Origin of the sequence: Hymenobacter busanensis, assembly GCF_008727865.1 — a bacterium.
In the GTDB taxonomy this organism is placed as follows: Bacteria; Bacteroidota; Bacteroidia; order Cytophagales; family Hymenobacteraceae; genus Solirubrum; species Solirubrum busanense.
In genome coordinates this window covers 311,813-335,816 of sequence record NZ_VTWU01000001.1, presented here as the reverse complement: position 1 = coordinate 335,816, position 24,004 = coordinate 311,813, and the positions used below count along the sequence as shown (strand labels likewise).

Genomic DNA, 24,004 nt, shown 5'->3' with positions numbered 1-24,004 from the left:
AACGTGTTCGGATTTTAGGTTATGTCATGCTGAGTTTGTCGAAGCATCTCTCCCGCTTCGTTGAATCTAGCATCTGGCGAAAAAATAGAGATGCTTGGCTACGCCGACCTTCGGTTCGACAAGCGGACGCCAGATGAGCATAACGGCCTAAAGTCATTTTTAGCAAAATCCAACCACGCTCTAAGCCCCAATTCGCAGGTGAAAAAACCTTGGTATTCTTGAATCGTATTTACTTTGTATTTCAAAGTTCTTTTACTTCCTTTGTTCCGCTGGTACCTTCCTATTGGAGAGGGGTTGTGCGCGTGCTACATGCCCCAACCGGAAAACGAAAACCGAGCCTTGCCCCCACTTCTTTTCCCGCAGCTAAACCCTACCCTTATGACCCTGCACCCTAAAAACTTCGTTCGGCCAGCGGCGGCCACCGTGCTGCTGTTGCTGGTTCCTTTCGTGGCCATGCGGTTCGACACCGGCGTTAACTGGTCCGCTTCCGACTTCCTTATCATGGGCGCCCTGATCTTCGCCACGGGCTTTGCCTACGAGTTTGTATCCAGCCAGCGAGGCACGGTGCAGTATCGGCTGGCTGTGGGCGTGGGGCTGGCGGCGGGGTTCCTCGGCATCTGGGTCAACTTGGCCGTGGGCCTAGTCGGCAGCGGACCCAACCTGGCCAACCTGCTGTTTGGCTTGGTTCCGGTCGTGGCCCTGGTGGGGGCTGTAGCGGCCCGCTTGCAGCAGCGCGGCATGGCCAAGGCCATGCTGGCGGCCGGGGCGGTGCAGTTTCTGGTTCCCATTGTGGCGCTGCTGGTGTGGCAGGCCGGGCTTGCTCCGGAAAGGATGCGGGAAATTGCGCTGAACATGGGCTTTGTGGTCCTGTGGCTGGCCTCGGCCGGGCTGTTTTGGCAGGCCAACGGCCGCCAGCAGCACGCAAACCAAACGTTGCCCAACGGCGCCTAGGTTACTTTCGCTGCCGGGCCGGAAGCGTGGCCTGGGGTTTGGCAGCGCCCGGCCGCAAATAGGGCCCTGCACTGACTAGCTCGTACTCGGGCGAGCATTGCAGGAAGTAGTTGAGCAGCCCCGCGTGCCCGGCCCCGATGATGAGCAGCACCCGGTCGCCGGGCCGGATGGGCAGGCGTTGCATGTTGCGCAGGATGCGCAGGTTGCGGCTGTACCAGCGCGAGGTTTCGAAATCGACGCCGGTGTAGGCCTGCGACTCTTCCTCGTACTTGAAACCGCCCACCAGGTACGCGCCCTGCTTGTGCAGCAGGTTAGCTGGCTCGTTCAGCTGCGCCAGGGTAGCCACCACGCCCACACGGGCTGGCAACAGGTCTTCGGCGGCGTACAGGGCGCGGTAGCGCCGCTCGAAGACCGAATCGGGACTGTGGTCGAGGTACCGCTCGAAGCGGCGAAGCCGGGCGGTGTCGTTGAACAGCTGCTGCAGCGACGGATAGTAGCTGCCGGTGGCATCGACGCCCCACACCCGGGGCAGCCCCAACTGCCGCGCCAGCCGAAAGCCCAGCTGCTCCCGCTCGTTGCGGCGCAGAGCGTGGCGCCCGGCCACGTAGGCGCGGTACAGGGAATCGAAGCGGGCCTGCTGGGCGGGCGGGGCCTCCACCAGGATGTGCGTGGGCCGGTAGCGGGCCAGCGCGTTGGCCAGTTGGGTTAGCTCAGCCTGGTAGCGCGGGGCCAGCACGTCAATCTGGTCGGCGCGCTGTATCTGGTGCTGGTCGAGGTTGGGGTAGTCGAAGTGGAACACGCCGAGCGTCATCACCTGAATGGGCGCCGGCGGCGTGTTGGGCGGGGCTGTTTGGGCCGCCGAAAAGTGGGCGCCGAAGACGGCCGCCAGCAGTAGGGCTGCCCCGTGTTTTGTGAAAGGTCCCATACCCGGCCAGATGGGCGAAGCAGCGAAACCGTTGCCCACCGCCCCGAGCTACCGACTCGCATGATTTGGGGAGCCCCACTCCCGCTAGCCCGGCTGAAACCAGCGCTGGTAGGCCGGCGCCACCAGGCGCTGCCACTCGGGGTGACGCTTCAGGTAGCTGGTCACAAAAGGGCATAGCGGAATTAGCTGCTGCTGCCGCCGCTCCACTTCGGCCAGCACCTTTTCCACGATGGCCGTGCCTACTCCCTGCCCTTCCAGCTGCGCCGGCACTTCGGTGTGAAACAAGGCCAGAGCGCCGTCCCGGTCGCCGTACTCCACAAAGGCGGTGGCGTGGTTCACGGTCAGCTCGAAGCGGTGGCTGCCAGGGTTGTCGACGAGCGGGAGGTCTTGGAGTTCGGGTTTCATCGGTTGGTACAAAGAAAGAAGTATGAGGCGCGCTCGACTGGCGCTGGTGCTACTGCATTCCGCCGGCAGCTGGGCCGGCTAGGCGCTGGCGGGCACTGCGGTTTTCTTCTGCTCCATAGCCAAGCGGCAGCTGAAGAGGGCAAGCAGCAGCGTCAGAGGAGTAAAAACCAGCCGTTCCAGCTCGGTCTTGGCCAGCAGATTGCCGGCGGTATTCGCCAGAAACAGGAGCGCCATCAGCCATAACGCGACCTGCATGAACCGGGCATTGACGCGCAGCCGCAGCCGGCCCACGGCCCGCGCCACCACGGCCAGCATTAGTAGGTTCAGGCCGATGGAGACGGTTTCGAAGCGCAGCATCTGCGAGTGACTGTGCAGCCGCCCGCCCCACACGACAGCAAACGGAATGACGCCCGTGATGATCAGCAGGTGAAACAGCACAATGAGGCTCAGAATAAGGAGCATCCCGTGGGCCGCAACCCCGGCCGAGAGAAGGTGCTTCATGAAGACAATCGGGCAAGTGCCAAAGCCGCCGGGCATTCCGGCAGCGGCGCAAAGCTACGCGGCGGCGCGGCGCACACACTATTTGCCCAAGGTTCGCCGGTAGGGCGCCGGAATGGGCTGCGCCTGCAGGCGCTTGCTCATCGGTGGCCTTGCAGCAAAACCATCGGGCGAATCAGCACGGCGCGCAGACTGGCTTGCGCGGGCCCGAGGACACTGCCCCACCAAAACCAACCGCGCCGCCCGGGAAACCCGGGCGGCGCGGTATCAGGTTCGGTAGGCCGAAGCACGGCGGTGGTAGCACGCGGCGTGGCGGGTTGGGTGGCCGGTCGTCAGGCCGGCGGCTAGTTCAGCTTGATGCCCTGATCGGCCATGGCCTGCTCCGTGCGGGCGTGGTTGGCCTTGAACTCGGCGTGCTGGGCCTCGGTACGCTCGGTACCGAGGCTCTGCAGGTTCTCGCGCAGCTTGTCGGCCGGCAGGTCGGCGCCGTAGGCGGGCGTGCCAGGCTGCTGCCGCCACGACTGGTGCAGGCTGCCGGCGTCCACGGCGTCGAAGCCCAGCTCGTCCACCAGCTGCATGACTTTCTGCTTGGCGGCGGCATCGTCGCTGGCCACGGGCAGGCTGATGCGGCCGGGCGTGCCGGCGGGCTGGCCCTTCTCCACGATGTGGTGAGCGTAGATGTTGTTGAACACCTTCACCACCGGGCGGCCCAGGTGCTGCTGCACCCATTCGCTTTCGGTCAGGGCGCCGCTTTCCAGCTCCGGAATCCGGCCGTCGCGCAGCATGGGGTAGTAGTTGCTGGTATCGATGATGGGCGTCTCCCGGGGCACGCCGGCTAGCAGGCCCTTGGGCAGGTCGGGAATGTTCTTGAGCGGGATGGTCACCACCACAAGGTCAGTGCCGCGCTGGGCCGCTTCCTCGGCCGTCACGGCCTTGGCGCCCGTTTTCTGCTCCACGTCTTTGAGGGTTTCGGGCCCGCGGGAGTTAGCAATGTATACCGTATGGCCGAGGCCCGTAAGCCGCTCCGCCAGGGCGCTGCCGATGTGGCCCGCGCCGATGATTCCGATGTTCATAGGTTGTGTGGTTTAGTTCGGGCGCCGGCGGCTTGCCGGCGCAGGTTCAGCGTACTGAACAGCGGAAGTGGGGTTTTGCTTTTTTCCTGCCCGCTTCATCTCGATTACGCTGCCGATGTAATTCCCATCCGTAAGCGGAAGGCGAGGCGGCCAAGCACCAATTGGAGACCAAAGCTGAGCCTGGGCTGTGTAGTCGTTCCCGTCAGGATACTATCGTGCGTGGTGAGTTTGCCACCACTGCCACCCATAGCGGCCTACGCTCAATAGAATAATTAACCAAAACCCCAGAATCAGGGCTCCGACGCCCCAGTTGGCACGCTTCGATACGGGGGTGGTAGCAGCACGGTGCCGGGCTTCACGCAGGACCTCGGCAGGCACAAGTTGTATGCTCAGGGCAATACCGGCGGGCACCAACACCAAATCGTTGAGGTAGCCGAGCACGGGAATAAAGTCGGGAATCAGGTCGATGGGACTAGCAGCGTAAGCCAGCGTAGCCAGCATTACTAGGCGGGCGTACCACGGAGTCCGCGGGTCGCGAGCGGCGTAGTAGAGGGCCACCAGTTCACTTTTTAGGGCGCGGGCACGACTTTGTAGTGAAGACTACATGCTCCGTATACGACCAACTGGCTACATGGCTTTTACCTGATTACTCAACAGGATGCTCAATAGCCCAGCGGCGGCCGGCGGAATATTCCACCGGCCGCCGCTGGGCTATTGATGCTATCCGGCGTCAGCACACGAGATGCCTCGACTTCGCTCGGCATGACGTGCCCGGAGTAGCGCAGAAACTACGCCCGCCCCGGAATCTTCGCCCCGCGCTCCTCAGCCACTTGCTGGGCCAGCTCGTAGCCGGCGTCGGCGTGGCGGAAGACGCCCATGCCGGGGTCGGTGGTGAGCACGCGGCGCAGGCGCTCGGCTTTTTCGGGGGTGCCGGTGGCTACTATTACCATGCCGGAGTGCGTGCTGTTGCCGATGCCCACGCCGCCGCCGTTGTGCAGGCTCACCCAGTCGGCGCCGGAGGCGCAGTTGGCCAGGGCGTTGAGCAGGGGCCAGTCGGCCACGGCGTCGGAGCCGTCCTTCATGCCCTCGGTTTCGCGGTTGGGCGAGGCCACCGAGCCGCAGTCGAGGTGGTCCCGGCCGATGACGATGGGGGCTGAGACTTCGCCGCGGGCCACCAGGTCGTTGATGACCAGGCCGAATTTCTCCCGCTCGCCGTAGCCCAGCCAGCACACGCGGGCGGGCAGGCCGATGAAGGGCACCTTGGCCTGGGCCTTCTCGATCCAGCGAGCCAGCATCTTGTTGTCGGGGAAGGTTTCGAGCAGGGCGCGGTCGATGCGCAGAATGTCCTGCGGGTCGCCCGAGAGGGCGGCCCAGCGGAAGGGGCCTTTGCCCTCGCAGAACAGCGGGCGGATGTAGCCGGGCACGAAGCCGGGGTAGAGGAACTGCCCGTTTTCGTCGCGCACCTGCAGGCCGCCTTTTTCGGCCTGGCCGCGCAGGTTGTTGCCGTAGTCGAGGGCCACGGCCCCGCCGGCCTGCATGTCGATGATGGCCTGGCAGTGCTTCACGATGGACTGCAGGGCCTGGCGCTTGAACTCCTCGGGGTTGTCTTTGCGCAGCTGCAGTACCGCGTCGATGTCGCCCTCGGGGATGTAGTCCATCAGGTCGTGGGCGGAGGTCTGGTCGGTTACCACATCGGCCTTGAAGCCGCGCGCCAGCAGCTCGGGCAACACGGTGGCGGCGTTGCCGGTCAGGCCGATGCTCCAGCCCTTGCGCTCGGCCTTGTACTGCGCCATCAGCTCCAGGGCGTGGTCCAGGTCGCGGGCCTGCTCGTCCACGTAGCCTTCGCGCACCTTCTGCTTCACGCGGGCGTCGATGGGCTCGATGACCAGGCACACGCCGTCGTTCATGCTCACGGCCAGCGGCTGGGCGCCCGACATGCCGCCCAGACCGGCCGTAACGGTGACGGTGCCGGCCAGCGTGCCGCCGAAGTGCTTGTCGGCCACGGCGGCCAGGGTTTCGTAGGTGCCCTGCAGGATGCCCTGGGTGGCAATGTAAATCCAGGAGCCGGCCGTCATCTGCCCGTACATCATCAGGCCCAGGCGGTCCAACTCGTCGAAGTACTCCTGGGTGCTCCAGGCGGGCACGATGTTCGAGTTGGCAATGAGCACGCGCGGGGCGTGGGCCCAGGTGCGCAGCACGCCCACGGCCTTGCCCGACTGCACCAGCAGGGTTTCATCGGCTTCCAGCTCCTTCAGGCTCTTGACGATGGTCTGAAACTCCTTCCAGTTGCGGGCCGCGCGGCCGGCGCCGCCGTACACAATCAGCTCGTCGTACACCAGCGACACGGCCGGGTCGAGGTTGTTTTCGAGCATGCGCAGGGCCGCTTCGGCTTCCCAGGTTTTGCAGCGCAGCTCGGGGCCGTGCTTGGCCTTTACGGTTTCGGCGGGCTTGTACTCGTAGTACATGGGCCGCTGGGCTTTCTGGCCGGTAGCCGAGGATTTGCTGGTGGCTTCGAGGTTGAGTTCGGGCGTGTCGAGAGCGGAGTGCGACATGGCAGGCTGGGGAAATGCAGAGTTCGGGTGGAGCGGCAAGTTATCGGTTTTGCCCGCGCCGGGAAAACGGTGGGACGGGGTTTTCTTGGCGCTTGGGTCGGCGCATGGCACAACCAGTGGCTGGCAACCTGCCGTAAGATTGCGCCTGGGCCCCTACCCTCGGCCGCCGCTTTGCGTATTGCCTTCAACCATCAACCACACCTAAGCCCGATGAACCAGGTAGCCGCTGGCGTGACCCAGCTTCAGATTCAGCGCTTTGTCAACGTCTATTTTGTAGAATCCAGCTCGCCCGGCGAATGGGTGTTGGTGGATACCGGCCTGCCCGGCTCCGAAAAGGCCATCATTGCCGCGGCCGATGAACTGTTTTACCCCGGCACCCACCCCACGGCCATCATCCTCACGCACGGCCACATGGACCACGCCGGCTCGGCCCGCGCCCTGGCCGAGCACTGGCGGGTGCCGGTACTGGCGCACCCGCTGGAGCTGCCGTTTCTGACGGGCCGCGCCGTGTACCCGCCCGCCGACCCCACCGTAGACCGCGGCGGTTCCCTGGCTTTTGTGGCCCGCTTCTTCCCGCCGCAGTCGTTCCAGCTGTCGGATATCGTGCAGGCGCTGCCCATTGATGGCAACGACGTGCCGTATCTGCCGGGCTGGCGCTGGCTGCACGTGCCCGGCCATGCGCCGGGTCAGTTGGCGTTGTTCCGCGACGAAGACCGCACTTTGCTCGGCGCCGATGCCTTTGCCACGGCCAACCACGAGTCGGTACCGTCGCTGCTGCTGCAGCTGCCGCACATCAGCGTGGCCGGGTCGCCGTTCAACTACAACTGGCAAGAGGTGCGTGCCTCGGTCGAGCAACTGGCCAGCTTGCAGCCCAACGCCATCGGCTGCGGCCACGGCCCCGTCATTCAGGGCCCCGAAGCTGCCGCCGGCCTCTCCCGCCTGGCCACCGATTTTCCCATGCCCGCGCACGGCCGCTACGTAGCGCAGCCGGTCGTGCTCGATGCCGACGGGGTGCAGTACCTGCCCCCGGCCCCGGCCGACACATTCCCGGCCAAAGCCGCCCTCATTGGCGCGGGCGCGGTGCTGGTGGTAGGCGCACTGGCCTTGCTGGGGCGCAAGCGCAGCCACACCAATGGCCACGCCGGCAAGAAGCGGAAGCTTGGCAAAGACCGCAAAGCCAACTACCCACCGCACTACTCCGACGACCCCGAAAACCCGTTTCCGCCCTACCCCTACAAGGAAGTGTACTTCTAGCTGGCCGCGCCACAGCCCACTGACCGGCACTGCCCACATGCCAACGGGCCGCCCCTGCACCAGCAGGAGCGGCCCGAACTTGTTTAGGGAGCAGATTGGAAGATACGGCTTATTTACCAGCGCGGCTCACATGGATGCCGCCGTTGGTTGTCACGGCCTTCACCGGTGCCCCGCCTTTGCCCAGGTTCAGCGCAATTTCCCGCCCGATTTTGCCCTGCACATTCGTCGGAAAATCGGTTTTGATGGGGCCGTGCTGGGTGCTGGTGTATAGTTGGGCCGAGTAGTCCTGCGGCACCTGCCAGTTGATGCCGCCGTTGGTGGTCGTTACGTCGAGGCCTTTGCCTTCCCACTTGCTGCCGCTGAGCGTAATGTGGAGGCCGCCGTTGCGGGTGGTGCCGCGCACGTCGCCGCCGCTGCCCTCGATGTGCACGCCCCCGTTCTGGGCCGCAAAAGTGACGGCGCCGCGCAGGTTTTCGAGGTGAATTCCGCCGTTGTGGGTGGTCAGGGCCAGGTCTTGCTTCTCGGGCACAAATATTTCGTAGCTCACCGCGTAGCCGCCGTCGCTCATGGCGTAGCCCGAGTTTGCGCCCGACCCGTCGAGTCCGGCGGCACGCAAGGTGCTGCCGGCCGTGCTGATTTTTATTTCCGCGACTTTGGCCTTGGCCGTGGCTTCGTCTTTGGACCAAGCCTGCAACCGGGCCCGCACCCGAATGTCGCTGCTGCTGTAGCCCTTCACCGAAATGCCGCCGTTGTGCAGCCCGTCCACGGTGAAAGTGCCGTTTTTCACGGCCGGCAAAGTAAGGTCGCGGGTTTCGCAGAAGCGTTTCTCATCGGAGCTGCCCCACTTGCTGTCGTCGCAGGTAGACGTGAAGGCGGGCACCGACTGGGCGGCGGCGGGCAGAACGGAAGCACCGAGGAGCAGTGCGGCAAGCAGGGTTTTCATAGCGCAGAAAGGGGTTGGTTGACGTCTTGCCCCCATCGACAACAGCTGGCCGATAAGGGATGCACGAATCAACGAATATTTTCGTAGACAACAACGAAATCATTCGTATTTCTTTTTTTCGCGCTACCCAGGCTTCCCATTCCGCCCGATTCCAAGGGCATTCCTACACCATTAGCGGCCGGCTGCCACGCCCGTCAGGAAAGCCGTGATGATGGTAGCGGCGAGGCGCGCCGTCATAAAGTCGCGGTCGAAAACGGGGTTGAACTCCACTACTTCGAACAGCCGCACGCCTGCCTGCTTGCCGGCCAGAAAGGCGGCTTCGGTGGCCTGGCGCGGCGTGAGCCCGTCGCTGCTGGGGGCCGAAACGGCCGGGGCAAAAGCCTGCGCTACGGCGTCGGTATCGAAGCTAACGAAGGCCGGCGCGGCAGCGCGGTGCAGTGCCCGCTCCATGAACAGCGGCATGCCGTGCTGCTGCACGTGGGCCAGCGGCACGATGGTGGCCTGCTGCTGGTGCAGGAAATCAATGTCCTCAAAGGTATTGAGATTGGAGTGCAGGCCGATTTCGGTGAAGCGCGAGCCGGCCACCACGCCTTCGCGGAGCAACTTGCCGTAGGGCGTGCCGCTACCCAGGTCGGCGCGGTGCTTCACGTCGGCGTGGGCATCAAGGTTGATGCCGCCGACGGGCTGCTGGCCGGTGGCATCGAAGAGGCCGCGCACGGTGCTGTAGGTGCCGTCGTGGGAGCCGCCAAGGACGACCACGCGCGGGTATTGGCCGAGCAGCTCCCCTACCCGCTCGCGAATGCGCTGGTGGTGAGCGGCGTGGTCGTAGGGAGTGGTGGGGCACGCAATGTCGCCGGCATCGGCAATGCGCAGCTCGTCGAGGCGCACGTTGTGCTCCAAGTTGTAGGTTTTGTGGTAGCGTCGCAGCTCCCGCCGAATGGCGGCCGGTGCGCCCACGGCCCCGGCGCGGCCGCCTTCGAGCACCGTGCCGTGGTCGAGGGGCAGGCCCACGAGGCACACATCGGCCTGGGGCAGGTCGGCGGCGGGGCGAATGAGTTCACGCAGGAAAGTGGGCATGGCAGCGGGGAAACGGGTGAAGCAGCAAAGCAAGGAAACCTGACGCGCTGCACCAAACGCCAGGCAGCGTACTTTCGGGGTGAGAGCGGCGCCTCGGCTGCCTCGCATCCCGCTACCACATGGTTTGTCGTTTCTGTTCGGTTTTTAGTTTGGCTTCACTCCTGACAGCGGCGGTGCCGGCGCTTGGCCAAACCAAGCCAGCCCCCAAAACCCGCGTGGCCGAGCGGGCCGCTGCTCCGGCGGCGGTGGCCACACCGTCGTTCTACGCCACCTACCGTTACCGCTCCTACACTATTCACTCGGCGGGGCAGGAGCCGGTGGCGGCCACCGGCGTGGGCGGCACGCTTACGCTGCTGCCGTCAGGTGTGTATGAGAAGCACCTGCAACTCACCGGTGCCAACGGCCCCATGAGCTTCGACCAGCGCGGGCGCTTTACCCTCAGCGGCGACAACATCAGCTTTTTGTACTTGAGCAGCCAGGGCGACCCGAAAGCCGACAACGGCACCTTTCGCTTCGACCCGAAAAAGCAGACGCTGGACATCACCATTGAAGGCTTTCCGGCGGGCAGCAAGGGCGTGTACTCCTTATCGGCCCAGCCCGCCCCGAAAGCGACCAAGCCGTAACTTCCCGCCTTTCCCTCACCCACTTTCCCGCTGCTGATGTCCGCTGCCGCACATTCGAAAACCATTGTGATTACCGGCGTGTCGAGCGGGCTGGGCCTGGCCACGGCGCAGGCGTTTCTGGCGCGGGGTTACCGCGTGTTTGGCAGCGTGCGGCAGCCCGCCGATGCCGCCCGGCTGCAGCAGGAGCTTGGGTCGCAGTTTCAGCCGCTGCTGTTTGATGTAACCGATGCCGCCGCCATTGAGCAGGCCGTGGCAGAGGTGGCCCGGGCCGTGGGCGACGCGGGCCTGGGCGGGCTGATTAACAACGCCGGCGTGGCGTTTGGCGGGCCGCTCCTGCACCAGCCCCTTGCGGTGGTGCGGCAGCATTTCGACGTCAACGTGCTGGGTCTGGTGCAGGTGACGCAGGCGTTTCTGCCGCTGCTGGGTGCCCGGCCGGGGTTTGCGGGCACGCCCGGCCGCGTCATCAACATCGGCTCGGTGAGCGGACAGGTGGCGGCGCCGTTTGTGGGCGCCTACGTGGGCACCAAGCACGCACTGGAGGGCATTTCGCACACCTGGCGCCGGGAGCTGCAGCTGTTTGGCATCGACATGGTGCTCATCGGGCTGGGCGTAACCAACACGCCCATCTGGGACAAAGGCATCGACCTGGAAGCCTACCGTGACACCCCGTACTACGGCCCGGCGCAACGCTTTGCCCGGTTTGTGCAGCACAAGCGCGACCAGGGCCTCGACCCGGCGGCGGTGGCTGCCCGCCTCGTGGGCATCTTCGAAACGCCCCGGCCCCAGGCCCGCTACACCATTGTGCCCAACCGCCTGCAGGATTGGGTGCTGCCGCGGCTGCTGCCCGCGCGCCTGCTCGACCGGCTCATTGGCCGGCAAATTGGGCTGCTACGGGCCGGTTCCTGAGGTTACTCGGTTCTAACTCGGCTCCAACTCAGCTCAAGGGGTTGCCCTCCGCCGGGCTTTGGGCTAACTTGCGGGCCTTTCGCGGGGCCGCCCCGCTTTTCCCCCGAATCTACTCACTTACTTACCTCCGCACATAGATGGGACGCGCGTTTGAATTCCGGAAAGGCCGCAAAATGAAGCGCTGGGACCGGATGTCCAAGGATTTTACCCGCATCGGCCGGGAAATTGTCATTGCCGTGAAGGAAGGCGGCGCCAACCCCGACACCAACTCGCGCCTGCGCACGGCCATGCAAAACGCCAAGGGCGTGAACATGCCCAAGGACCGCGTGGAAGCCGCCATCAAGCGCGCCTCGTCGAAGGAAGAAGGCAACTACACCGAGGTGGTGTACGAGGGCTACGCGCCTCACGGCGTGGCCATTGTGGTGGAAACGGCCACCGACAACCCCACCCGCACCGTGGCCAACGTGCGCATGTACTTCAACCGCGGCAACGGCGCCCTGGGCACGGCCGGCTCTTCCGACTTCACCTTCACCCGCAAAGGCGTGTTCAAGCTGGCTGCCGAAGGCCTCGACCGCGACGAGCTGGAGCTGGAGCTGATTGATTTCGGCGCCGACGACATTTACGAAGACTCGGAGGAAGACGAGCACGGCAACGAAAAGCACTACATCGTGGTAGAAACCGCCTTCAGCGACTTCGGCCAGATGCAGAAGGCCCTGGAGCAGAAGCAGCTGAACGTCATCAGCGCCCAGCTGCAGCGCATTCCGAACACCACCGTGCACCTGGAAGGCGACGAGCTGGAAGAGGTGATGAACCTGATCGAGAAATTCGAGGAGGACGACGACGTGCAGGCCGTGTACCACACGCTGGGCTAAGCCGTTTTCAGCCGTGTTGCTTAGGCGGGCCGCTCCGGTTGGGGCGGCCCGCTTTGTGTTTGCACGAACCCGGATTATCAGTAGGTTTAGCGCTTCGGCACCGCCCCTACCCACAACCTCTCGCAATTCCCAGCTCCCCATGAATTCTTTACGCCAACTGCTCGGCGCCGGCGCGCTCCTGATTGGACTCGGTACGGCTGCCTGCACCTCCCAAGGCAAGGAACCGGAAACCGCCGCGGCGGCCGCGCCCACCTCCACCGCCTACTTCGCCGGCGACACCGCCCGCGTGAAAACCGGCGGCGTGCAGGTCATTCCGATTACCACGCCCAAGAGCAAATTCAACGTCTGGACCAAGCGTTTCGGCAACAACCCGCGCATCAAGCTGCTGCTGCTCAACGGCGGGCCCGGCGCCACGCATGAGTATTTCGAGTGTATGGAGAGCTTCCTGCCGCAGGAAGGCATCGAGTTTATTTACTACGACCAACTCGGCTGCGGCAACTCCGACAACCCCAAGGACACCGCCATGTGGAGCCTGCCGCGCTACGTGGAGGAAGTGGAGCAAGTGCGCCAGGCCTTGAAGCTCGACAAAGACAACTTCTACCTGCTGGGCCACAGCTGGGGCGGCATCCTGGCCGCCGAGTACGCCCTGAAGTACCAGCAGCACCTGAAAGGCCTCATCATCTCGAACATGATGATGAGTATACCGGCTTACAACAAGTACGCCGACGAGGTGCTGGCCCCGCAGCTCAAGCCCGAAGTGCTGCGCGAAATCCGGCAGATTGAAGCCAAGAAGGACTTCCAGAACCCGCGTTACATGGAGTTGCTGGAGCCCAATTTCTACGCCCAGCACCTGTGCCGCGTGCCCCTGCCCGAGCCAGCCGCCCGCGCCTTGGCCAAAACCAATCAGTCGCTCTACGTGACCATGCAGGGGCCCAGCGAATTTGGCGCCTCTGGCAAGCTGGTGAACTGGAACCGGGTGGCCGACCTGCCCAAGCTCGCGGTGCCCGTGCTCAGCATCGGCGGCAAGCACGACACGATGGACCCCGAGCACATGCGCATGGTGGCCGACAAAGTGCAACACGGCACCGCCCTTATTTGCCCCAACGGCAGTCACATGAGCTTCTACGACGACCAGCAAACCTACATGCACGGCCTCACGAAGTGGATTCTGAGCGTCGATAAAGGCGAAAAGGAGGTGGCGCTGTAGAGCGGCTCTGGCATTGCTGTGCACGACCTCCGCTCCTTCCTCGACGCCCTCTCGCCCTCGCGCCCTGAAACTTGGGCGCGGGTCGAGCCACTGTTTCTGCCCGTGGTGCTGCCCAAAGGCAGCTACTTCATCGAGGCCGGCCAAACGGAGCGGCAAGTGGGCTTTTTAGCCGAGGGCGTGATGCGCGCTTTTTTCCGCAACGCCCGCGGCACGGAGTACAACAAGACCTTTTTTGTGGCGCCGGCCATCGTCGGCAGCTACTCGTTCATGATAACTGGGCAACCCGCCGCCATCAACCAGCAGGCCCTTACCGATTGTCGGGTACTGGCGGCTGACTTTGCCGCCCTGCGCGCCCTCTACGACGAGCACCCCGACCTGGAGCGGCAGGCGCGTCGCCACGCCGAACGGCAGTTTGTGGAGAAGGAGCAGCGCGAGCTGGAAATCGTGCTGCTCGACGCCGAGCAGCGCTACCGGCTGTTTCAGCAGCAGTTTCCGCAGCTGGAACAGCTGATTCCACAGTACCACGTGGCTTCTTACCTGGGCATTACCCCCACGCAGCTCAGCCGCATCCGTCGTCACCTAAGCCGGGGCGGCAGCGGCCTCACTTCTTTACCTTTGTAAATGCGCCCGCGCCGGGGGCGCAGTTGCTTTGCCAGCATCATTCACGCTTCCAACGCAACTGCGCTATGAACCCCAAAACCTTCCTGCGACGCCTCGACCAACTGGCCACCACCCGCAACACCTGGCTGGCTTTTGCCCCCTTTGCCGCCGTAGGCTCCTGGTTGATGCTGGCCGACGCCCGCCTGCAACGCCTTGCGCCCGGCTTGCCCAAATTGGATTTTCGAATCCACGGCTACACCGCAGCCGACGTGGAGCGCCTCTTATCCGCCTACGGCCCCAGCGGGCGGGCCGAATACGGGCAGCAAACCGTAGTCGACACCTTGTTTCCGGTGCTGGTGGCCGCCTTTGGGTTGCTATTCTTTGCTCGCACCTTCCGGCGCTGGGGCTGGTCCGGGCTGGGCAACATGCTGATCCTCGGCTGCGTGTTATTCTTAGTCGTCGATCTGGCCGAAAACGCCTGCATTTTCGCCATGTTGAAGCATTACCCACACCCAGCCGACGGCCTTATAGCAGCCGGAAGTGTGCTCACGCAGGTTAAGTTGCCGGTGCTGCTCAGCATTTATTTCTTCGTAGTGCTGAACGCTTGCGTGCTCAGCGGCAAGCTCCTGACGAGTTGGTGGCAGGCGCTGGGTACCATCCGGTCAATGCAATCAGCTGGCAACGACCCGCGGCTGTAGCCACTGCGAACAGAACCGTAGAGCCCGGTTCAGCATACCTTGTTGGGCCGGGCTCCCGTACTTTTGTCATCCCGCTATGCTTCTGTAGCTGGCCTCACCTTAGCTACCGCTGCCCATGTCCACCCGCCTCAACAAATACATCAGCGAAAGCGGCATCTGCTCGCGCCGCGAAGCCGACCGCTTCATCGAGCAGGGCGTGGTGTTCATCAACGGCAAGCGCGCCCACATCGGCGACCAGGTGACGAGCAAGGACCGCGTGGTGGTCAACGGCAACCGCATCGAGCCGCGCGCCGAGGAAGACGCCATCTACATTGCGTTCAACAAGCCGCCGGGCATCACCACCACCACCGAGCGGGGCGTGAAGGACAACATCATCCGCTATATCAAGCACTCGGAGCGCATTTTCCCCATCGGCCGCCTCGACAAAGACTCCCAGGGCCTGATTCTGCTGACCTCGAACGGCGACATCGTCAACAAGATTCTGCGGGCCGGCAACGAGCACGAGAAGGAGTACATTGTGATGGTCGACAAGCCCATTACCGAGGCGTTTCTGGAAGGCATGCGCCAGGGCGTGCCCATGCTGGGCACCATCACCAAGAAGTGCGAGGTGCAAAAGGAAACCAACTACATCTTCCGCATCACGCTCATTCAGGGCCTCAACCGCCAGATTCGTCGCATGGCCGAGTATTTCGGCTACGAAGTGGTGCAATTGGAGCGCATCCGCGTGATGAACATCACCCTGAAGGGCCTGGGCGTGGGCGACTGGCGCGAGCTGACCGAGAAAGAGCTGTCCGACATCTTCGCCGCCCTCGAAACTTCCAGTGGCACGGCTTCGCGGCGCACCTCGGGCACGAAAACCGCGCACAAAATGGCCAGCCAGGAATGGCTGTCCGAAGCACCGCGCCCCAAAGCCGCGCGCCCGGCGGCCGGGGCCCGCGCTGCCGCCAAACCTGCGGCGCCGGGCACCAAGAAGCCCGGCCGGGCCACCAGCGGCAAGCCGCGCACCACCACAGCCGGCAAGCCGGCCACCAAACCCGCGGGCAAAGCCGCTGGCAAACCGGCCGGGCGCGCTCCGCAGTCGGCGCCGGGCGGCCGGGGCCGCACACGCACGCCCAAACGCTAACTCGCCCACCTGAATCCGCGCGCCTTTGGGCTGCGCCCAGCTTGCTTCGGCCATGCGCATCTTCGTAGAAACCGAGCGCCTCATTATGCGGGAACTGCTGCCCACCGACGAGGCCGGCATGTTTGAAATGGACTCCGACGCCGAAGTGCACCGCTATTTGGGCAACAAGCCCGTAACTACTCGGGCCCAAGTGCAGGAGGTAATTGCCTTCGTGCGGCAGCAGTACGTGGACAACGGCATAGGGCGCTGGGCTGTGGAAGACAAGCAAACCGGCGCCTTTGTGGGCTGGTCGGGGCTGAAGCTGGTGGCGGGCCCCACCAACGGCCGCACCCACTACTACGACCTCGGCTACCGTTTTCTGCGCCGCTATTGGGGCCGCGGCTACGCTACCGAAACGGCGCAGGCGGCGGTGCGCTACGGCTTCGAAACCATGCAGCTGCCGCTTATCTGCGGCATTGCCGACGTGCGCAACGAGGCATCCAACCACGTGCTGCAAAAAGCAGGGCTGTGCTACGGCAACACCTTCGACCTCGACGGCCTGCCCCACCACTGGTACCAGCGCGAACGGCCTGCTTAGCACCCGGCACCGCCTCGGCAGCGAAGAAATTGCGCGCACGAAAAGTCAGGTGCAGTGGCGCAGCAACTGCGGATTTTAGCTTCGAAACCAGCCAAACGTGCATTTCTTTGCGGCGCACTTCGTTTCCGGGCGCGGCCACAAAAGTCAGGTTTCGGCTATAGTTCGGAAACGGCTTACCAGCTTTCGCGCTATGTTTGGTGCAGCGGTGGGCACGGTGCCCCGCTGGTTGTCTTCCTCACTTTTGCCTATTGCGCCATGGCCTCCAAACCCTCCAACGCTTTCGTAGCCGCTTCTTGGGTGGCGCTGCTCGCCGGTATGTCGGCTTTCATCATCGGCCTCTGGAACGCGCAGATGCCCCTGAACGAAAAAGGCTACTACTTCACGGTACTCATGTACGGCCTGTTTGCGGCCATTTCGCTGCAAAAAAGCGTGCGCGACCAGCTCGAAGGCATTCCGGTAACGAACATCTACTACGGGCTGAGCTGGTTTTCGACCCTGCTGGCGGTGCTGCTGCTCACCGTTGGGCTCTGGAATGCCAGCCTCACGCTGAGTGAAAAAGGCTTCTACGCCATGTCGTTCTTGCTGAGCTTGTTTGCAGCCATTGCGGTGCAGAAAAACACCCGCGACGCCAAAAGCAGTCAGCCCGAATTGTAGCGCCCCACCGCGCATAATTGCGCTTCCCTCCTACCTTCGGCCCGTCAAAGCCGCTTTACAGCGGCTGTGGCGGGCCTTTTTGTTGCCGCTCAAAGGCCCGATTTCCCCTCCGCCAACCTCACCACCACCTCTATGTTCCGTACCGACTGGACGCTTGCCGAAGTGCAGGCCCTGTACCACCAGCCCGTGCTTCAACTCGTGGCCCAGGCCGCCGAAGTGCACCGCCAGCACCAAACCACCGGCGAAGTGCAGGTATGCACGCTGCTGAGCGTGAAAACCGGCGGCTGCCCCGAAGACTGCGCCTACTGCCCACAGGCCGCCCGCTACCACACCGGCGTGCAGGCCCACAAGCTGCTGCCCGATGCCGAAGTGCTGGCTGCCGCCCAGCGCGCCAAAGCCGCCGGCAGCACCCGTTTCTGCATGGGCGCGGCCTGGCGCGAAGTGCGCGACAACCGCGACTTCGACCGCGTGCTGAACATGGTAACGCAGGTAAACGACCTCGGCCTGGAAGTGTGCGCTACCCTGGGCATGGTCAACGACTACCAGGCCGAGCGCCTCAAAGAAGCCGGCCTCTACGCCTACAACCATAACCTCGACACCAGTGAGGAGCACTACGGCGAAATCATCACCACCCGCACCTACAACGACCGGCTCGACACGCTCGAAAACGTGCGCAAAGCCGGCCTCTCGGTGTGTTCCGGCGGCATCATCGGGCTGGGCGAAACCGACGAGGACCGCGTGAAAATGCTGCACACGCTGGCTACGCTGCCGGCCCATCCCGAGTCGGTGCCGGTGAATGCGCTGGTGCCGGTGCAGGGCACGCCGCTGGCCGAGCAGCCCCGCGTGAGCGTGTGGGAAATGCTGCGCATGATTGCCACGGCCCGCATTCTGATGCCCGGCACGATGGTGCGCCTCTCGGCCGGCCGGCAGGAAATGCCCGTGACCGAGCAGGCTCTGTGCTTTTTGGCCGGCGCCAACTCCATCTTCTCGGGCGAGAAGCTGCTGACCACGCCCAACCCCGACTTCGACGCCGACCAGCAGATGTTTGCCCTGCTGGGCCTCACGCCGCGCAAGTCGTTCAAAAATCACGTGCCCGAAGGCGCCACAGTGCTGGCCAAGGCAGAAGCGGCGGTAGAAGCTTAATCCGAACGAAACGCCATTCCGTCGTTCAGGGGCGGCGTTTCGTTCCACGTTTGCCCATGTCTTTGCCTTTTCTCGCGCGCCTTGCCCAACAGCTGCAGCAGCGCGAAGCGGCCGGCACGCGCCGCCGCTTGTCGTTGCCCGCCGCTGGGTTGGTTGATTTCGCCTCCAACGACTACCTCGGTCTGGCCCGCTCGCCCGAGCTGCGCGCGGCCATGCAGCGGGCCTTGGCTGAACCCGAGGCCCTCGGCAGCACCGGCGCGCGGCTGCTCACCGGCAACTCGGCGGCGGCCGAGGCGCTGGAGCAGCGCATTGCCTCGTTTCACCGCGCCGAAGCGGCCTTGTTGTTTACCTCCGGCTACGCCGCCAACCTCGGCTTCTTCTCCGCCGTGCCCCGCCGCGGCGACGTTATTTTCTACGACGAAGCCTCGCACGCCTCGGTGAAAGACGGCATCCGTGCCTCCTTCGCCACGGCCTACAGCTTCCGCCACAACGACGTAGCCGACCTGCGCCGCCTGCTCACGCAACGGCCGGCCACGGGTGCAGTGTTTGTGGCCGTGGAGGCGGTATACTCGATGGGCGGCGACGCGGCCCCGCTGACCGCGCTGGCCGACCTCTGCCAACAGCACGGCGCGCAACTGGTGGTCGACGAGGCGCACAGCGTGGGCGTGTACGGGCCGCAGGGCGAGGGTTTGGTAGCCGAGTTGGGGCTCGAGGCGCAGGTACTGGCGCGCATTGTCACCTTCGGCAAGGCCTTGGGCAGCCAGGGCGCGGCCGTGGTGGGCCCGGCCGTGCTGCACGAGTACCTGCTCAATTTCAGCCGGCCGTTCATCTACACCACCGCGCTGCCCGGCGTGGTGCTGGCCGCTTTGCAGGCAGGCTACGCGCTGCTGCCCGGCTTGGCCGAGGCCCGCCAACGGCTGTTTCAGTTGTCCGCCTACGCCCACGCGCAACTTTCCACGCTGCCGCAAGGGCAGGTGCCGCCCGACAGCCGCGTGATTCTGCCGTTGCGCCTGCCGCAGATGCCGGCGCAGCAGGTACGCGCCGTGGCCGCCCGGGTGCAGGCCGCCGGCTTCGACGTGCGGGCCATTGTGCCGCCCACGGTACCGGCCGGGCAGCAGTGCCTGCGCGTGATTGTGCACCGTTTCAACACCGAAACCGAAATCCATGACCTCGTTTCCGCCCTCCGTGCAGCTTGTGCCTGATGGAACCGCGCCCGAGCGGCTGTTTGTCACCGGCATCGGTACCGATGTGGGCAAGACAGTAGCCGCGGCCGTCCTCACCCAAGCCCTCGGCGCCGATTACTGGAAGCCCGTGCAAGCCGGCGGCCTCGACCACACCGACACCGACGAAGTGCGCCGGCTGGTGACGCACCCCGCCACCTGCTACCACCCCGAGCGGTTCCGGCTGCAGATGCCCGCCTCGCCGCACCGCGCCGCCGCTGCCGAGAACGTGCGCCTCACACCCGCCGATTTTGGGCTGCCTTCTACCTCAAACCATTTGGTGGTGGAAGGCGCCGGCGGTCTGCTGGTGCCGCTGGCAGCCGGCTTTTTGGTGGCCGATTTGGTGCAGCAGTTGGGCCTGGAAGTCGTGGTGGTCAGCCGGCACTACCTGGGCAGCATCAACCACACGCTGCTCACGCTGGAAGTGCTGCGCCAGCGCGGCATTTCGGTGCGCGGCCTTGTGTTCAACGGCCCCGACGACCCTGTAACCGAAGCCGCCATTCTGGACCCATTTTCACTGCCCGTGCTGCTGCGCCTGCGGCCCGAGCCGGCACTGACCGCAGGCACCGTGGAGCGGTACGCCGCGCAGGCTCGCCCGCAGCTGCTTTCCACCAGCAGCACAGTTTCCCGCTAATCCGTACATGCCATGTCATTAGCCGCCCGCGACCAACGCGTTATCTGGCACCCGTATACCCAAATGCAGACCGCGCCGGCGCCGCTTCCGGTAGTGCGCGGCGCCGGTGCCTGGCTTTACCTCGAAGACGGCACGGCAATACTCGACGCCATTTCGTCGTGGTGGACCAACCTGCACGGCCACGCCCACCCGCACATTGCCGCGCGCGTGCATGAGCAGCTGCAAACCCTGGAGCACGTCATTTTCGCGGGCTTCACCCACGAGCCCGCCGTGGCGCTGGCCGAGGGCCTGCTGCAGATTCTGCCCGCCAACCAAGGCAAGGTGTTCTACTCTGACAACGGTTCGACGGCCGTGGAAGTAGCCCTGAAGATGGCCCTGCAATACCACCACAACCTTGGCCAGCCGCGCCCGAAAATCCTGGCCTTCCGCGACTCCTACCACGGCGACACTTTTGGGGCCATGAGCGTGAGCAGCCGCGGCGCCTTCACCGCGCCCTTTACCGCGCTGCTGTTCGACGTAACCTACATCGACGTGCCGGTACCGGGCCGTGAGGCCGACGTGCTGGCGCAAGCCGAAGCCGCGCTGGCGGCCGGCGACATTGCGGCGTTCATCTACGAGCCGCTGCTGCTGGGCACCGCCGGCATGGTGACGTACGAACCTGCGGTACTCGACCAGCTCATGCGCCTCTGTCGCGCCCACGGCACGCTTTGCATTGCCGACGAAGTGCTGACGGGTTTCGGCCGCACCGGCCGGCTGTTTGCCAGCCACTACCTGCAGGAGCAACCCGATATGGTGTGCCTTTCCAAAGGCCTGACCGGCGGCACCATGGCACTGGGCGTAACCACCTGCTCCAAGGGCGTTTACAACGCCTTCCTGAGTGCCGACCGCAGCCGAACCCTGTTTCACGGCCACTCCTACACCGCCAATCCCATTGCCTGCGCCGCCGGATTGGCCAGTCTGGAGCTTCTACTAGCCGATGCGTGCCAGGAAGGCATCCAGCACATTGCGCAACGTCATAGTCAGACGGCCGCTGCCTTCGAGCAACTGCCGGGTGTGCGCAGCTGCCGCACGCTGGGCACCATGCTGGCCGTGGAGCTTGCCGTGCCCGGCGAAGGCACCAGCTACTTCAGCGGCCTGCGCGACCAGTTCTACAACCTGGCCCTGCGGCGCGGAGTGCTGCTGCGCCCGCTCGGCAACATCGTGTACGCCCTCCCGCCTTATTGCATCACCGACGACGAATTGGACCGCGTGTACGCCGTGCTCCACGAGCTGCGGGAACTGGTGCTCGAAACCGTCCCGCTTGCGTAATGCCCGTTCCGTTGTACGTAGTTATTCGCGGCTGGGGCAGCATTTCGGCGCTGGGTCACGCTGGTTTGCCGCCCACCTGCCGGCCGGCTTTTCGGCTCGATGCCGCTTCCGGCCTGTCGGTTGCCGCGCTGCCCGCTGCCGCCGAAACCGCACTGGACCAGCTCCGCCGCAGCCGCCCTGCCTACCGCGCCCTCGACCGCAGCGTGCTGCTGGCGCTGTGGGCCGCGCAGCAGGCCACGGCTCAGGCCGGCTGGCAGCCCGACGATGCCCGGCCGCTGGCGGTTAGCATGGGCTCGTCGCGCGGGGCTTCGGAGCGACTGGAAACCTTTCACGCCGAGTTTCTGCGCAACGGTACCTCGCCTACTGCGGCTTCGCCGCTCACCACGCTCGGCAACGTGGCCAGTTGGGTAGCCGATGCCGCGGGCGCCGCGGCCGGGGCCATTAGCCACAGCAGCACGTGCAGCACGGCGCTGCAGGCGCTAGGCAATGCGGTGGCGTGGCTGCGCGCCGGTATGGCCGAGCGGTTTCTGGCCGGTGGCACCGAGGCGCCACTCACGGCTTTCACACTGGCTCAAATGCAGGCTTTGGGCATCTACTCCGCGCTACCGCCCGACGCTTATCCGTGCCGGCCCGGCGCCGGTGGTTCGTCGTCTTTTGTGCTGGGCGAAGGTGCCGCCGTGCTGGCACTCGAAGCCACAACCGCCGAGCAGCTGCGCCCCGGCGACTTGCTGCTGGAAAGCGTGGGCTTTGGGTTTGAAGCTACGGGCACTAAAACCGGCCTCACACCCCATGGCCTGCACTTTCAGCAGGCCATGCGGCAAGCCCTGGCGCAAGCCGGCCGCCTGCCCACCGATGTGGACCTGATTCTGCTGCACAGCCCCGGCACCGCCGCCGGCGACGCGGCCGAACGCGCCGCCGTGGAGCATATTTTTGGCGCTGATGGTCCGGCCTGCACCTCCAACAAATGGCTGTTGGGCCACACCTTGGGCGCGTCGGCAGCTCTCAGCTTGGATTTTGCGCTGCACGTGCTGCAAGGTCGTCTGGCACCATCTGCGCTGCCGTTTGAGTCCTGGCTAAACATGCGGCTAGCGCCCCAACGGGTACGCCGGATACTGGTAAATGCAGCCGGGTTTGGCGGCAACGCGGCCAGTGCGTTGGTTAGCGTTGCTTCGTAGCGCGTGCGGCGTGAGCCACAACGAGCACGGGGGTTGTGCGGAAGCCGCGGAGACTGTTCGACACTGGTGGCACTACGACTCGAAGTTATAGTACCACTGCCGGCCGCGCCTCTACGGTTCCTGGTACCTGAGAGGGGAAGGTGCTGTTTCACGTCGCGCGCCGTATGTTAGGCGTCCCAATCCGACCTGCCTCTATGAAGCTCCCGATTCTGCTGCTTGCTGCTGCTTTCCTGCCCGTTGCTGCTCGTGCTCAAAGCGCGTCGGCGGGCCCGGCTACCGACCCTGCCATTCAGAAAATGGTGGGCGAAATTTCGGCTGACCGCCTTAAGGACGACATCTACAAATTGGTGTCGTTTGGCACCCGCCATACGCTGTCTGACACCAAGGACAAGAAACGCGGGATTGGCGCGGCGCGGCGCTGGGTCGAAGACGAGTTCAGGAAGTACAGCAAGGCCGGCGGCGGCCGCCTGAAAGTGGAGCAGGATACCTTCACGCTGAAGCCCGACGGCCGCCGCGTAGACGTGAAAACGCTCATGGCCAACGTAATGGCCACGCTGCCCGGCACCGACCCCGCCGACAACCGCGTGTTCATCGTGAGCGGGCACCTCGACTCGCGCGTGACCGACGTGATGAACCGCACCGCCGATGCGCCCGGCGCCAACGACGATGGCTCGGGCGTGGCCGTGGTGATGGAAATGGCCCGCGTGATGAGCAAGCAGAAATTCCCCTGCACCCTCGTGTTTGTGGCCGTGCAGGGCGAAGAGCAAAGCCTGCTCGGCTCAGGCTACCTTGCCAAGAAGGCCAAGGCGCTGAACTGGAACGTGGTGGGCATGCTCAACAACGACATCGTGGGCAACTCGCACGGCCACGACCCGGACCTGCACGACCCCAACCACGTGCGCGTGTTCAGCGAAGGTGTGCCCGCCAACGAAACACCCGAGCAGGCCCAACTGCGCCGCCAGCTCTCGGCCGAAAACGACTCGCCCAGCCGCCAGCTGGCCCGCTACGCCAAGCAGACCGGTGAGCAGTACGTGCCCGGTCACACCGTGGCCCTGGAGTACCGCCCCGACCGGTTCCTGCGCGGCGGCGACCATACGCCCTTCAACCAGCAGGGCTACGCCGCCGTGCGCTTCTCCGAGATGAACGAGGATTTCACGCACCAGCACCAGGATTTGCGCACCGAAAACGGCCGCCCCTACGGCGACCTGCCCGAGTACGTGGACTACGAGTACCTGCGCAAAAACACCGGCGTAAACCTGGCCACCATGGCCAGCCTGGCCCTGGCACCCGCCGCCCCCACCAACGTGGGCGTGCTCACGGCCAACCTCACCAACCGCACCGAGCTGAAATGGGAGGCTCCTGCCACCGGCCGCAAACCCGCCGGCTACGTGGTGCTTATGCGCGAAACCACCTCGCCGGTGTGGCAGCAGCGCTTCCCGGTGCAGGGCCTCACCGCCGATTTGCCGCACAGCAAAGACAATTATATTTTCGCCGTGGCCGCTGTTGATGAGCAAGGCCACGAGAGCCTGCCGGTGCTGCCGCGGCCGGTGCGATAAGCCAGCACTGCTTCACCCGTTAAGCTTTTA

25 protein-coding genes are annotated in these 24,004 nt (G+C 64.7%); 17 read left to right on the top strand and 8 right to left on the bottom strand.

Annotation, left to right across the window (positions count from 1 at the left end):
- The first annotated feature begins 378 nt into the window (after positions 1-378).
- On the top strand, positions 379-951 hold the full coding sequence (locus F0P96_RS01415; protein WP_151076961.1) for a hypothetical protein: 573 nt from the start codon (positions 379-381) through the stop codon (positions 949-951).
- 1 nt (position 952) lies between these two features.
- Here the strand turns inward: F0P96_RS01415 and F0P96_RS01410 are convergent, their stop codons facing one another.
- The 6 genes from F0P96_RS01410 to hutU all read right to left on the bottom strand — a co-directional run bounded on the left by F0P96_RS01410 (position 953) and on the right by hutU (position 6,404).
- Positions 953-1,876 (bottom strand): DUF5694 domain-containing protein, encoded by a 924-nt coding sequence (locus F0P96_RS01410; RefSeq protein ID WP_151076960.1) that lies wholly within the window; start codon positions 1,874-1,876, stop codon positions 953-955.
- Between the two features lie 84 nt (positions 1,877-1,960).
- On the bottom strand, positions 1,961-2,281 hold the full coding sequence (locus tag F0P96_RS01405) for a GNAT family N-acetyltransferase (RefSeq protein ID WP_151076959.1): 321 nt from the start codon (positions 2,279-2,281) through the stop codon (positions 1,961-1,963).
- A gap of 78 nt (positions 2,282-2,359) precedes the next feature.
- Entirely contained in the window at positions 2,360-2,782 is a 423-nt protein-coding gene (locus F0P96_RS01400) for a hypothetical protein (protein WP_151076958.1), read from the bottom strand.
- A gap of 341 nt (positions 2,783-3,123) precedes the next feature.
- Positions 3,124-3,852: an NADPH-dependent F420 reductase gene (locus tag F0P96_RS01395; RefSeq protein ID WP_151076957.1), complete on the bottom strand. Its 729-nt coding sequence runs from the start codon at positions 3,850-3,852 to the stop codon at positions 3,124-3,126.
- 210 nt (positions 3,853-4,062) lie between these two features.
- The gene (locus F0P96_RS01390) at positions 4,063-4,410 is read right to left on the bottom strand and encodes a YkvA family protein (RefSeq protein ID WP_235917341.1); all 348 of its coding nucleotides are present in this window, start codon (positions 4,408-4,410) and stop codon (positions 4,063-4,065) included.
- 230 nt (positions 4,411-4,640) lie between these two features.
- Positions 4,641-6,404 carry a urocanate hydratase gene (gene hutU / locus F0P96_RS01385; protein ID WP_151076956.1) on the bottom strand — a complete coding sequence of 588 codons (1,764 nt, stop codon included), beginning with the start codon at positions 6,402-6,404 and terminating at the stop codon, positions 4,641-4,643.
- A gap of 210 nt (positions 6,405-6,614) precedes the next feature.
- On the opposite strand from hutU, the gene F0P96_RS01380 reads away from it, so the two are divergent.
- Positions 6,615-7,658 carry an MBL fold metallo-hydrolase gene (locus F0P96_RS01380; protein WP_151076955.1) on the top strand — a complete coding sequence of 348 codons (1,044 nt, stop codon included), beginning with the start codon at positions 6,615-6,617 and terminating at the stop codon, positions 7,656-7,658.
- 109 nt (positions 7,659-7,767) lie between these two features.
- Here the strand turns inward: F0P96_RS01380 and F0P96_RS01375 are convergent, their stop codons facing one another.
- Both F0P96_RS01375 and F0P96_RS01370 read right to left on the bottom strand, forming a co-directional pair.
- The gene (locus F0P96_RS01375) at positions 7,768-8,601 is read right to left on the bottom strand and encodes a DUF4097 family beta strand repeat-containing protein (RefSeq protein ID WP_151076954.1); all 834 of its coding nucleotides are present in this window, start codon (positions 8,599-8,601) and stop codon (positions 7,768-7,770) included.
- Between the two features lie 171 nt (positions 8,602-8,772).
- Positions 8,773-9,678 (bottom strand): arginase family protein, encoded by a 906-nt coding sequence (locus F0P96_RS01370; RefSeq protein ID WP_160620054.1) that lies wholly within the window; start codon positions 9,676-9,678, stop codon positions 8,773-8,775.
- A gap of 149 nt (positions 9,679-9,827) precedes the next feature.
- On the opposite strand from F0P96_RS01370, the gene F0P96_RS01365 reads away from it, so the two are divergent.
- From F0P96_RS01365 to F0P96_RS01295, 15 genes are all read left to right on the top strand, one after another.
- Positions 9,828-10,301 (top strand): hypothetical protein, encoded by a 474-nt coding sequence (locus F0P96_RS01365; RefSeq protein WP_151076952.1) that lies wholly within the window; start codon positions 9,828-9,830, stop codon positions 10,299-10,301.
- A gap of 36 nt (positions 10,302-10,337) precedes the next feature.
- On the top strand, positions 10,338-11,207 hold the full coding sequence (locus F0P96_RS01360) for an SDR family NAD(P)-dependent oxidoreductase (protein ID WP_151076951.1): 870 nt from the start codon (positions 10,338-10,340) through the stop codon (positions 11,205-11,207).
- Positions 11,208-11,344: 137 nt separating this feature from the next.
- A complete protein-coding gene (locus tag F0P96_RS01355; RefSeq protein ID WP_151076950.1) occupies positions 11,345-12,079 on the top strand; it encodes a YebC/PmpR family DNA-binding transcriptional regulator in 735 nt (244 codons plus the stop codon).
- 139 nt (positions 12,080-12,218) lie between these two features.
- The gene (locus tag F0P96_RS01350; protein WP_151076949.1) at positions 12,219-13,286 is read left to right on the top strand and encodes a proline iminopeptidase-family hydrolase; all 1,068 of its coding nucleotides are present in this window, start codon (positions 12,219-12,221) and stop codon (positions 13,284-13,286) included.
- Positions 13,287-13,304: 18 nt separating this feature from the next.
- Positions 13,305-13,907 carry a Crp/Fnr family transcriptional regulator gene (locus tag F0P96_RS01345; protein ID WP_151076948.1) on the top strand — a complete coding sequence of 201 codons (603 nt, stop codon included), beginning with the start codon at positions 13,305-13,307 and terminating at the stop codon, positions 13,905-13,907.
- Between the two features lie 65 nt (positions 13,908-13,972).
- Positions 13,973-14,584 carry a hypothetical protein gene (locus F0P96_RS01340; protein WP_151076947.1) on the top strand — a complete coding sequence of 204 codons (612 nt, stop codon included), beginning with the start codon at positions 13,973-13,975 and terminating at the stop codon, positions 14,582-14,584.
- Positions 14,585-14,699: 115 nt separating this feature from the next.
- A complete protein-coding gene (gene rluF, locus F0P96_RS01335) occupies positions 14,700-15,707 on the top strand; it encodes a 23S rRNA pseudouridine(2604) synthase RluF (RefSeq protein WP_151076946.1) in 1,008 nt (335 codons plus the stop codon).
- Positions 15,708-15,759: 52 nt separating this feature from the next.
- Positions 15,760-16,284, top strand: coding sequence for a GNAT family N-acetyltransferase (locus F0P96_RS01330; protein WP_151076945.1), 525 nt, complete (start codon positions 15,760-15,762; stop codon positions 16,282-16,284).
- Between the two features lie 255 nt (positions 16,285-16,539).
- Positions 16,540-16,938 carry an inner membrane protein YiaA gene (gene yiaA, locus F0P96_RS01325; RefSeq protein ID WP_151076944.1) on the top strand — a complete coding sequence of 133 codons (399 nt, stop codon included), beginning with the start codon at positions 16,540-16,542 and terminating at the stop codon, positions 16,936-16,938.
- Positions 16,939-17,070: 132 nt separating this feature from the next.
- The gene (gene bioB / locus F0P96_RS01320; RefSeq protein WP_151076943.1) at positions 17,071-18,081 is read left to right on the top strand and encodes a biotin synthase BioB; all 1,011 of its coding nucleotides are present in this window, start codon (positions 17,071-17,073) and stop codon (positions 18,079-18,081) included.
- Positions 18,082-18,137: 56 nt separating this feature from the next.
- Complete coding sequence (locus F0P96_RS01315; protein ID WP_151076942.1) at positions 18,138-19,283, top strand: aminotransferase class I/II-fold pyridoxal phosphate-dependent enzyme; 1,146 nt, start codon at positions 18,138-18,140, stop codon at positions 19,281-19,283.
- Positions 19,267-19,935, top strand: coding sequence for a dethiobiotin synthase (bioD, locus tag F0P96_RS01310; protein ID WP_235917340.1), 669 nt, complete (start codon positions 19,267-19,269; stop codon positions 19,933-19,935). The genes F0P96_RS01315 and bioD overlap by 17 nt, the downstream gene beginning before the upstream one ends.
- A 12-nt stretch (positions 19,936-19,947) precedes the next feature.
- Complete coding sequence (gene bioA / locus F0P96_RS01305; RefSeq protein WP_151076940.1) at positions 19,948-21,243, top strand: adenosylmethionine--8-amino-7-oxononanoate transaminase; 1,296 nt, start codon at positions 19,948-19,950, stop codon at positions 21,241-21,243.
- Positions 21,243-22,418, top strand: a complete 1,176-nt coding sequence (locus tag F0P96_RS01300) for a beta-ketoacyl synthase N-terminal-like domain-containing protein (RefSeq protein WP_151076939.1) — start codon at positions 21,243-21,245, stop codon at positions 22,416-22,418. Before bioA ends, F0P96_RS01300 begins: the two co-directional genes overlap by 1 nt.
- A gap of 194 nt (positions 22,419-22,612) precedes the next feature.
- The gene (locus F0P96_RS01295; RefSeq protein ID WP_201743895.1) at positions 22,613-23,974 is read left to right on the top strand and encodes a M28 family metallopeptidase; all 1,362 of its coding nucleotides are present in this window, start codon (positions 22,613-22,615) and stop codon (positions 23,972-23,974) included.
- Positions 23,975-24,004: the final 30 nt, after the last annotated feature.

Excerpts from the sequence above, each read along its gene's own strand:
- F0P96_RS01415 (WP_151076961.1), top strand. The coding sequence starts at position 379 with ATGACCCTGCACCCTAAAAACTTCGTTCGGCCAGCGGCGGCCACCGTG.
- F0P96_RS01410 (WP_151076960.1), bottom strand. The coding sequence starts at position 1,876 with ATGGGACCTTTCACAAAACACGGGGCAGCCCTACTGCTGGCGGCCGTC.
- F0P96_RS01405 (WP_151076959.1), bottom strand. The coding sequence starts at position 2,281 with ATGAAACCCGAACTCCAAGACCTCCCGCTCGTCGACAACCCTGGCAGC.
- F0P96_RS01400 (WP_151076958.1), bottom strand. The coding sequence starts at position 2,782 with ATGAAGCACCTTCTCTCGGCCGGGGTTGCGGCCCACGGGATGCTCCTT.
- F0P96_RS01395 (WP_151076957.1), bottom strand. The coding sequence starts at position 3,852 with ATGAACATCGGAATCATCGGCGCGGGCCACATCGGCAGCGCCCTGGCG.
- hutU (WP_151076956.1), bottom strand. The coding sequence starts at position 6,404 with ATGTCGCACTCCGCTCTCGACACGCCCGAACTCAACCTCGAAGCCACC.
- F0P96_RS01380 (WP_151076955.1), top strand. The coding sequence starts at position 6,615 with ATGAACCAGGTAGCCGCTGGCGTGACCCAGCTTCAGATTCAGCGCTTT.
- F0P96_RS01375 (WP_151076954.1), bottom strand. The coding sequence starts at position 8,601 with ATGAAAACCCTGCTTGCCGCACTGCTCCTCGGTGCTTCCGTTCTGCCC.
- F0P96_RS01370 (WP_160620054.1), bottom strand. The coding sequence starts at position 9,678 with ATGCCCACTTTCCTGCGTGAACTCATTCGCCCCGCCGCCGACCTGCCC.
- F0P96_RS01360 (WP_151076951.1), top strand. The coding sequence starts at position 10,338 with ATGTCCGCTGCCGCACATTCGAAAACCATTGTGATTACCGGCGTGTCG.
- F0P96_RS01355 (WP_151076950.1), top strand. The coding sequence starts at position 11,345 with ATGGGACGCGCGTTTGAATTCCGGAAAGGCCGCAAAATGAAGCGCTGG.
- F0P96_RS01350 (WP_151076949.1), top strand. The coding sequence starts at position 12,219 with ATGAATTCTTTACGCCAACTGCTCGGCGCCGGCGCGCTCCTGATTGGA.
- F0P96_RS01340 (WP_151076947.1), top strand. The coding sequence starts at position 13,973 with ATGAACCCCAAAACCTTCCTGCGACGCCTCGACCAACTGGCCACCACC.
- rluF (WP_151076946.1), top strand. The coding sequence starts at position 14,700 with ATGTCCACCCGCCTCAACAAATACATCAGCGAAAGCGGCATCTGCTCG.
- F0P96_RS01330 (WP_151076945.1), top strand. The coding sequence starts at position 15,760 with ATGCGCATCTTCGTAGAAACCGAGCGCCTCATTATGCGGGAACTGCTG.
- yiaA (WP_151076944.1), top strand. The coding sequence starts at position 16,540 with ATGGCCTCCAAACCCTCCAACGCTTTCGTAGCCGCTTCTTGGGTGGCG.
- bioB (WP_151076943.1), top strand. The coding sequence starts at position 17,071 with ATGTTCCGTACCGACTGGACGCTTGCCGAAGTGCAGGCCCTGTACCAC.
- F0P96_RS01315 (WP_151076942.1), top strand. The coding sequence starts at position 18,138 with ATGTCTTTGCCTTTTCTCGCGCGCCTTGCCCAACAGCTGCAGCAGCGC.
- bioA (WP_151076940.1), top strand. The coding sequence starts at position 19,948 with ATGTCATTAGCCGCCCGCGACCAACGCGTTATCTGGCACCCGTATACC.
- F0P96_RS01300 (WP_151076939.1), top strand. The coding sequence starts at position 21,243 with ATGCCCGTTCCGTTGTACGTAGTTATTCGCGGCTGGGGCAGCATTTCG.
- F0P96_RS01295 (WP_201743895.1), top strand. The coding sequence starts at position 22,613 with ATGAAGCTCCCGATTCTGCTGCTTGCTGCTGCTTTCCTGCCCGTTGCT.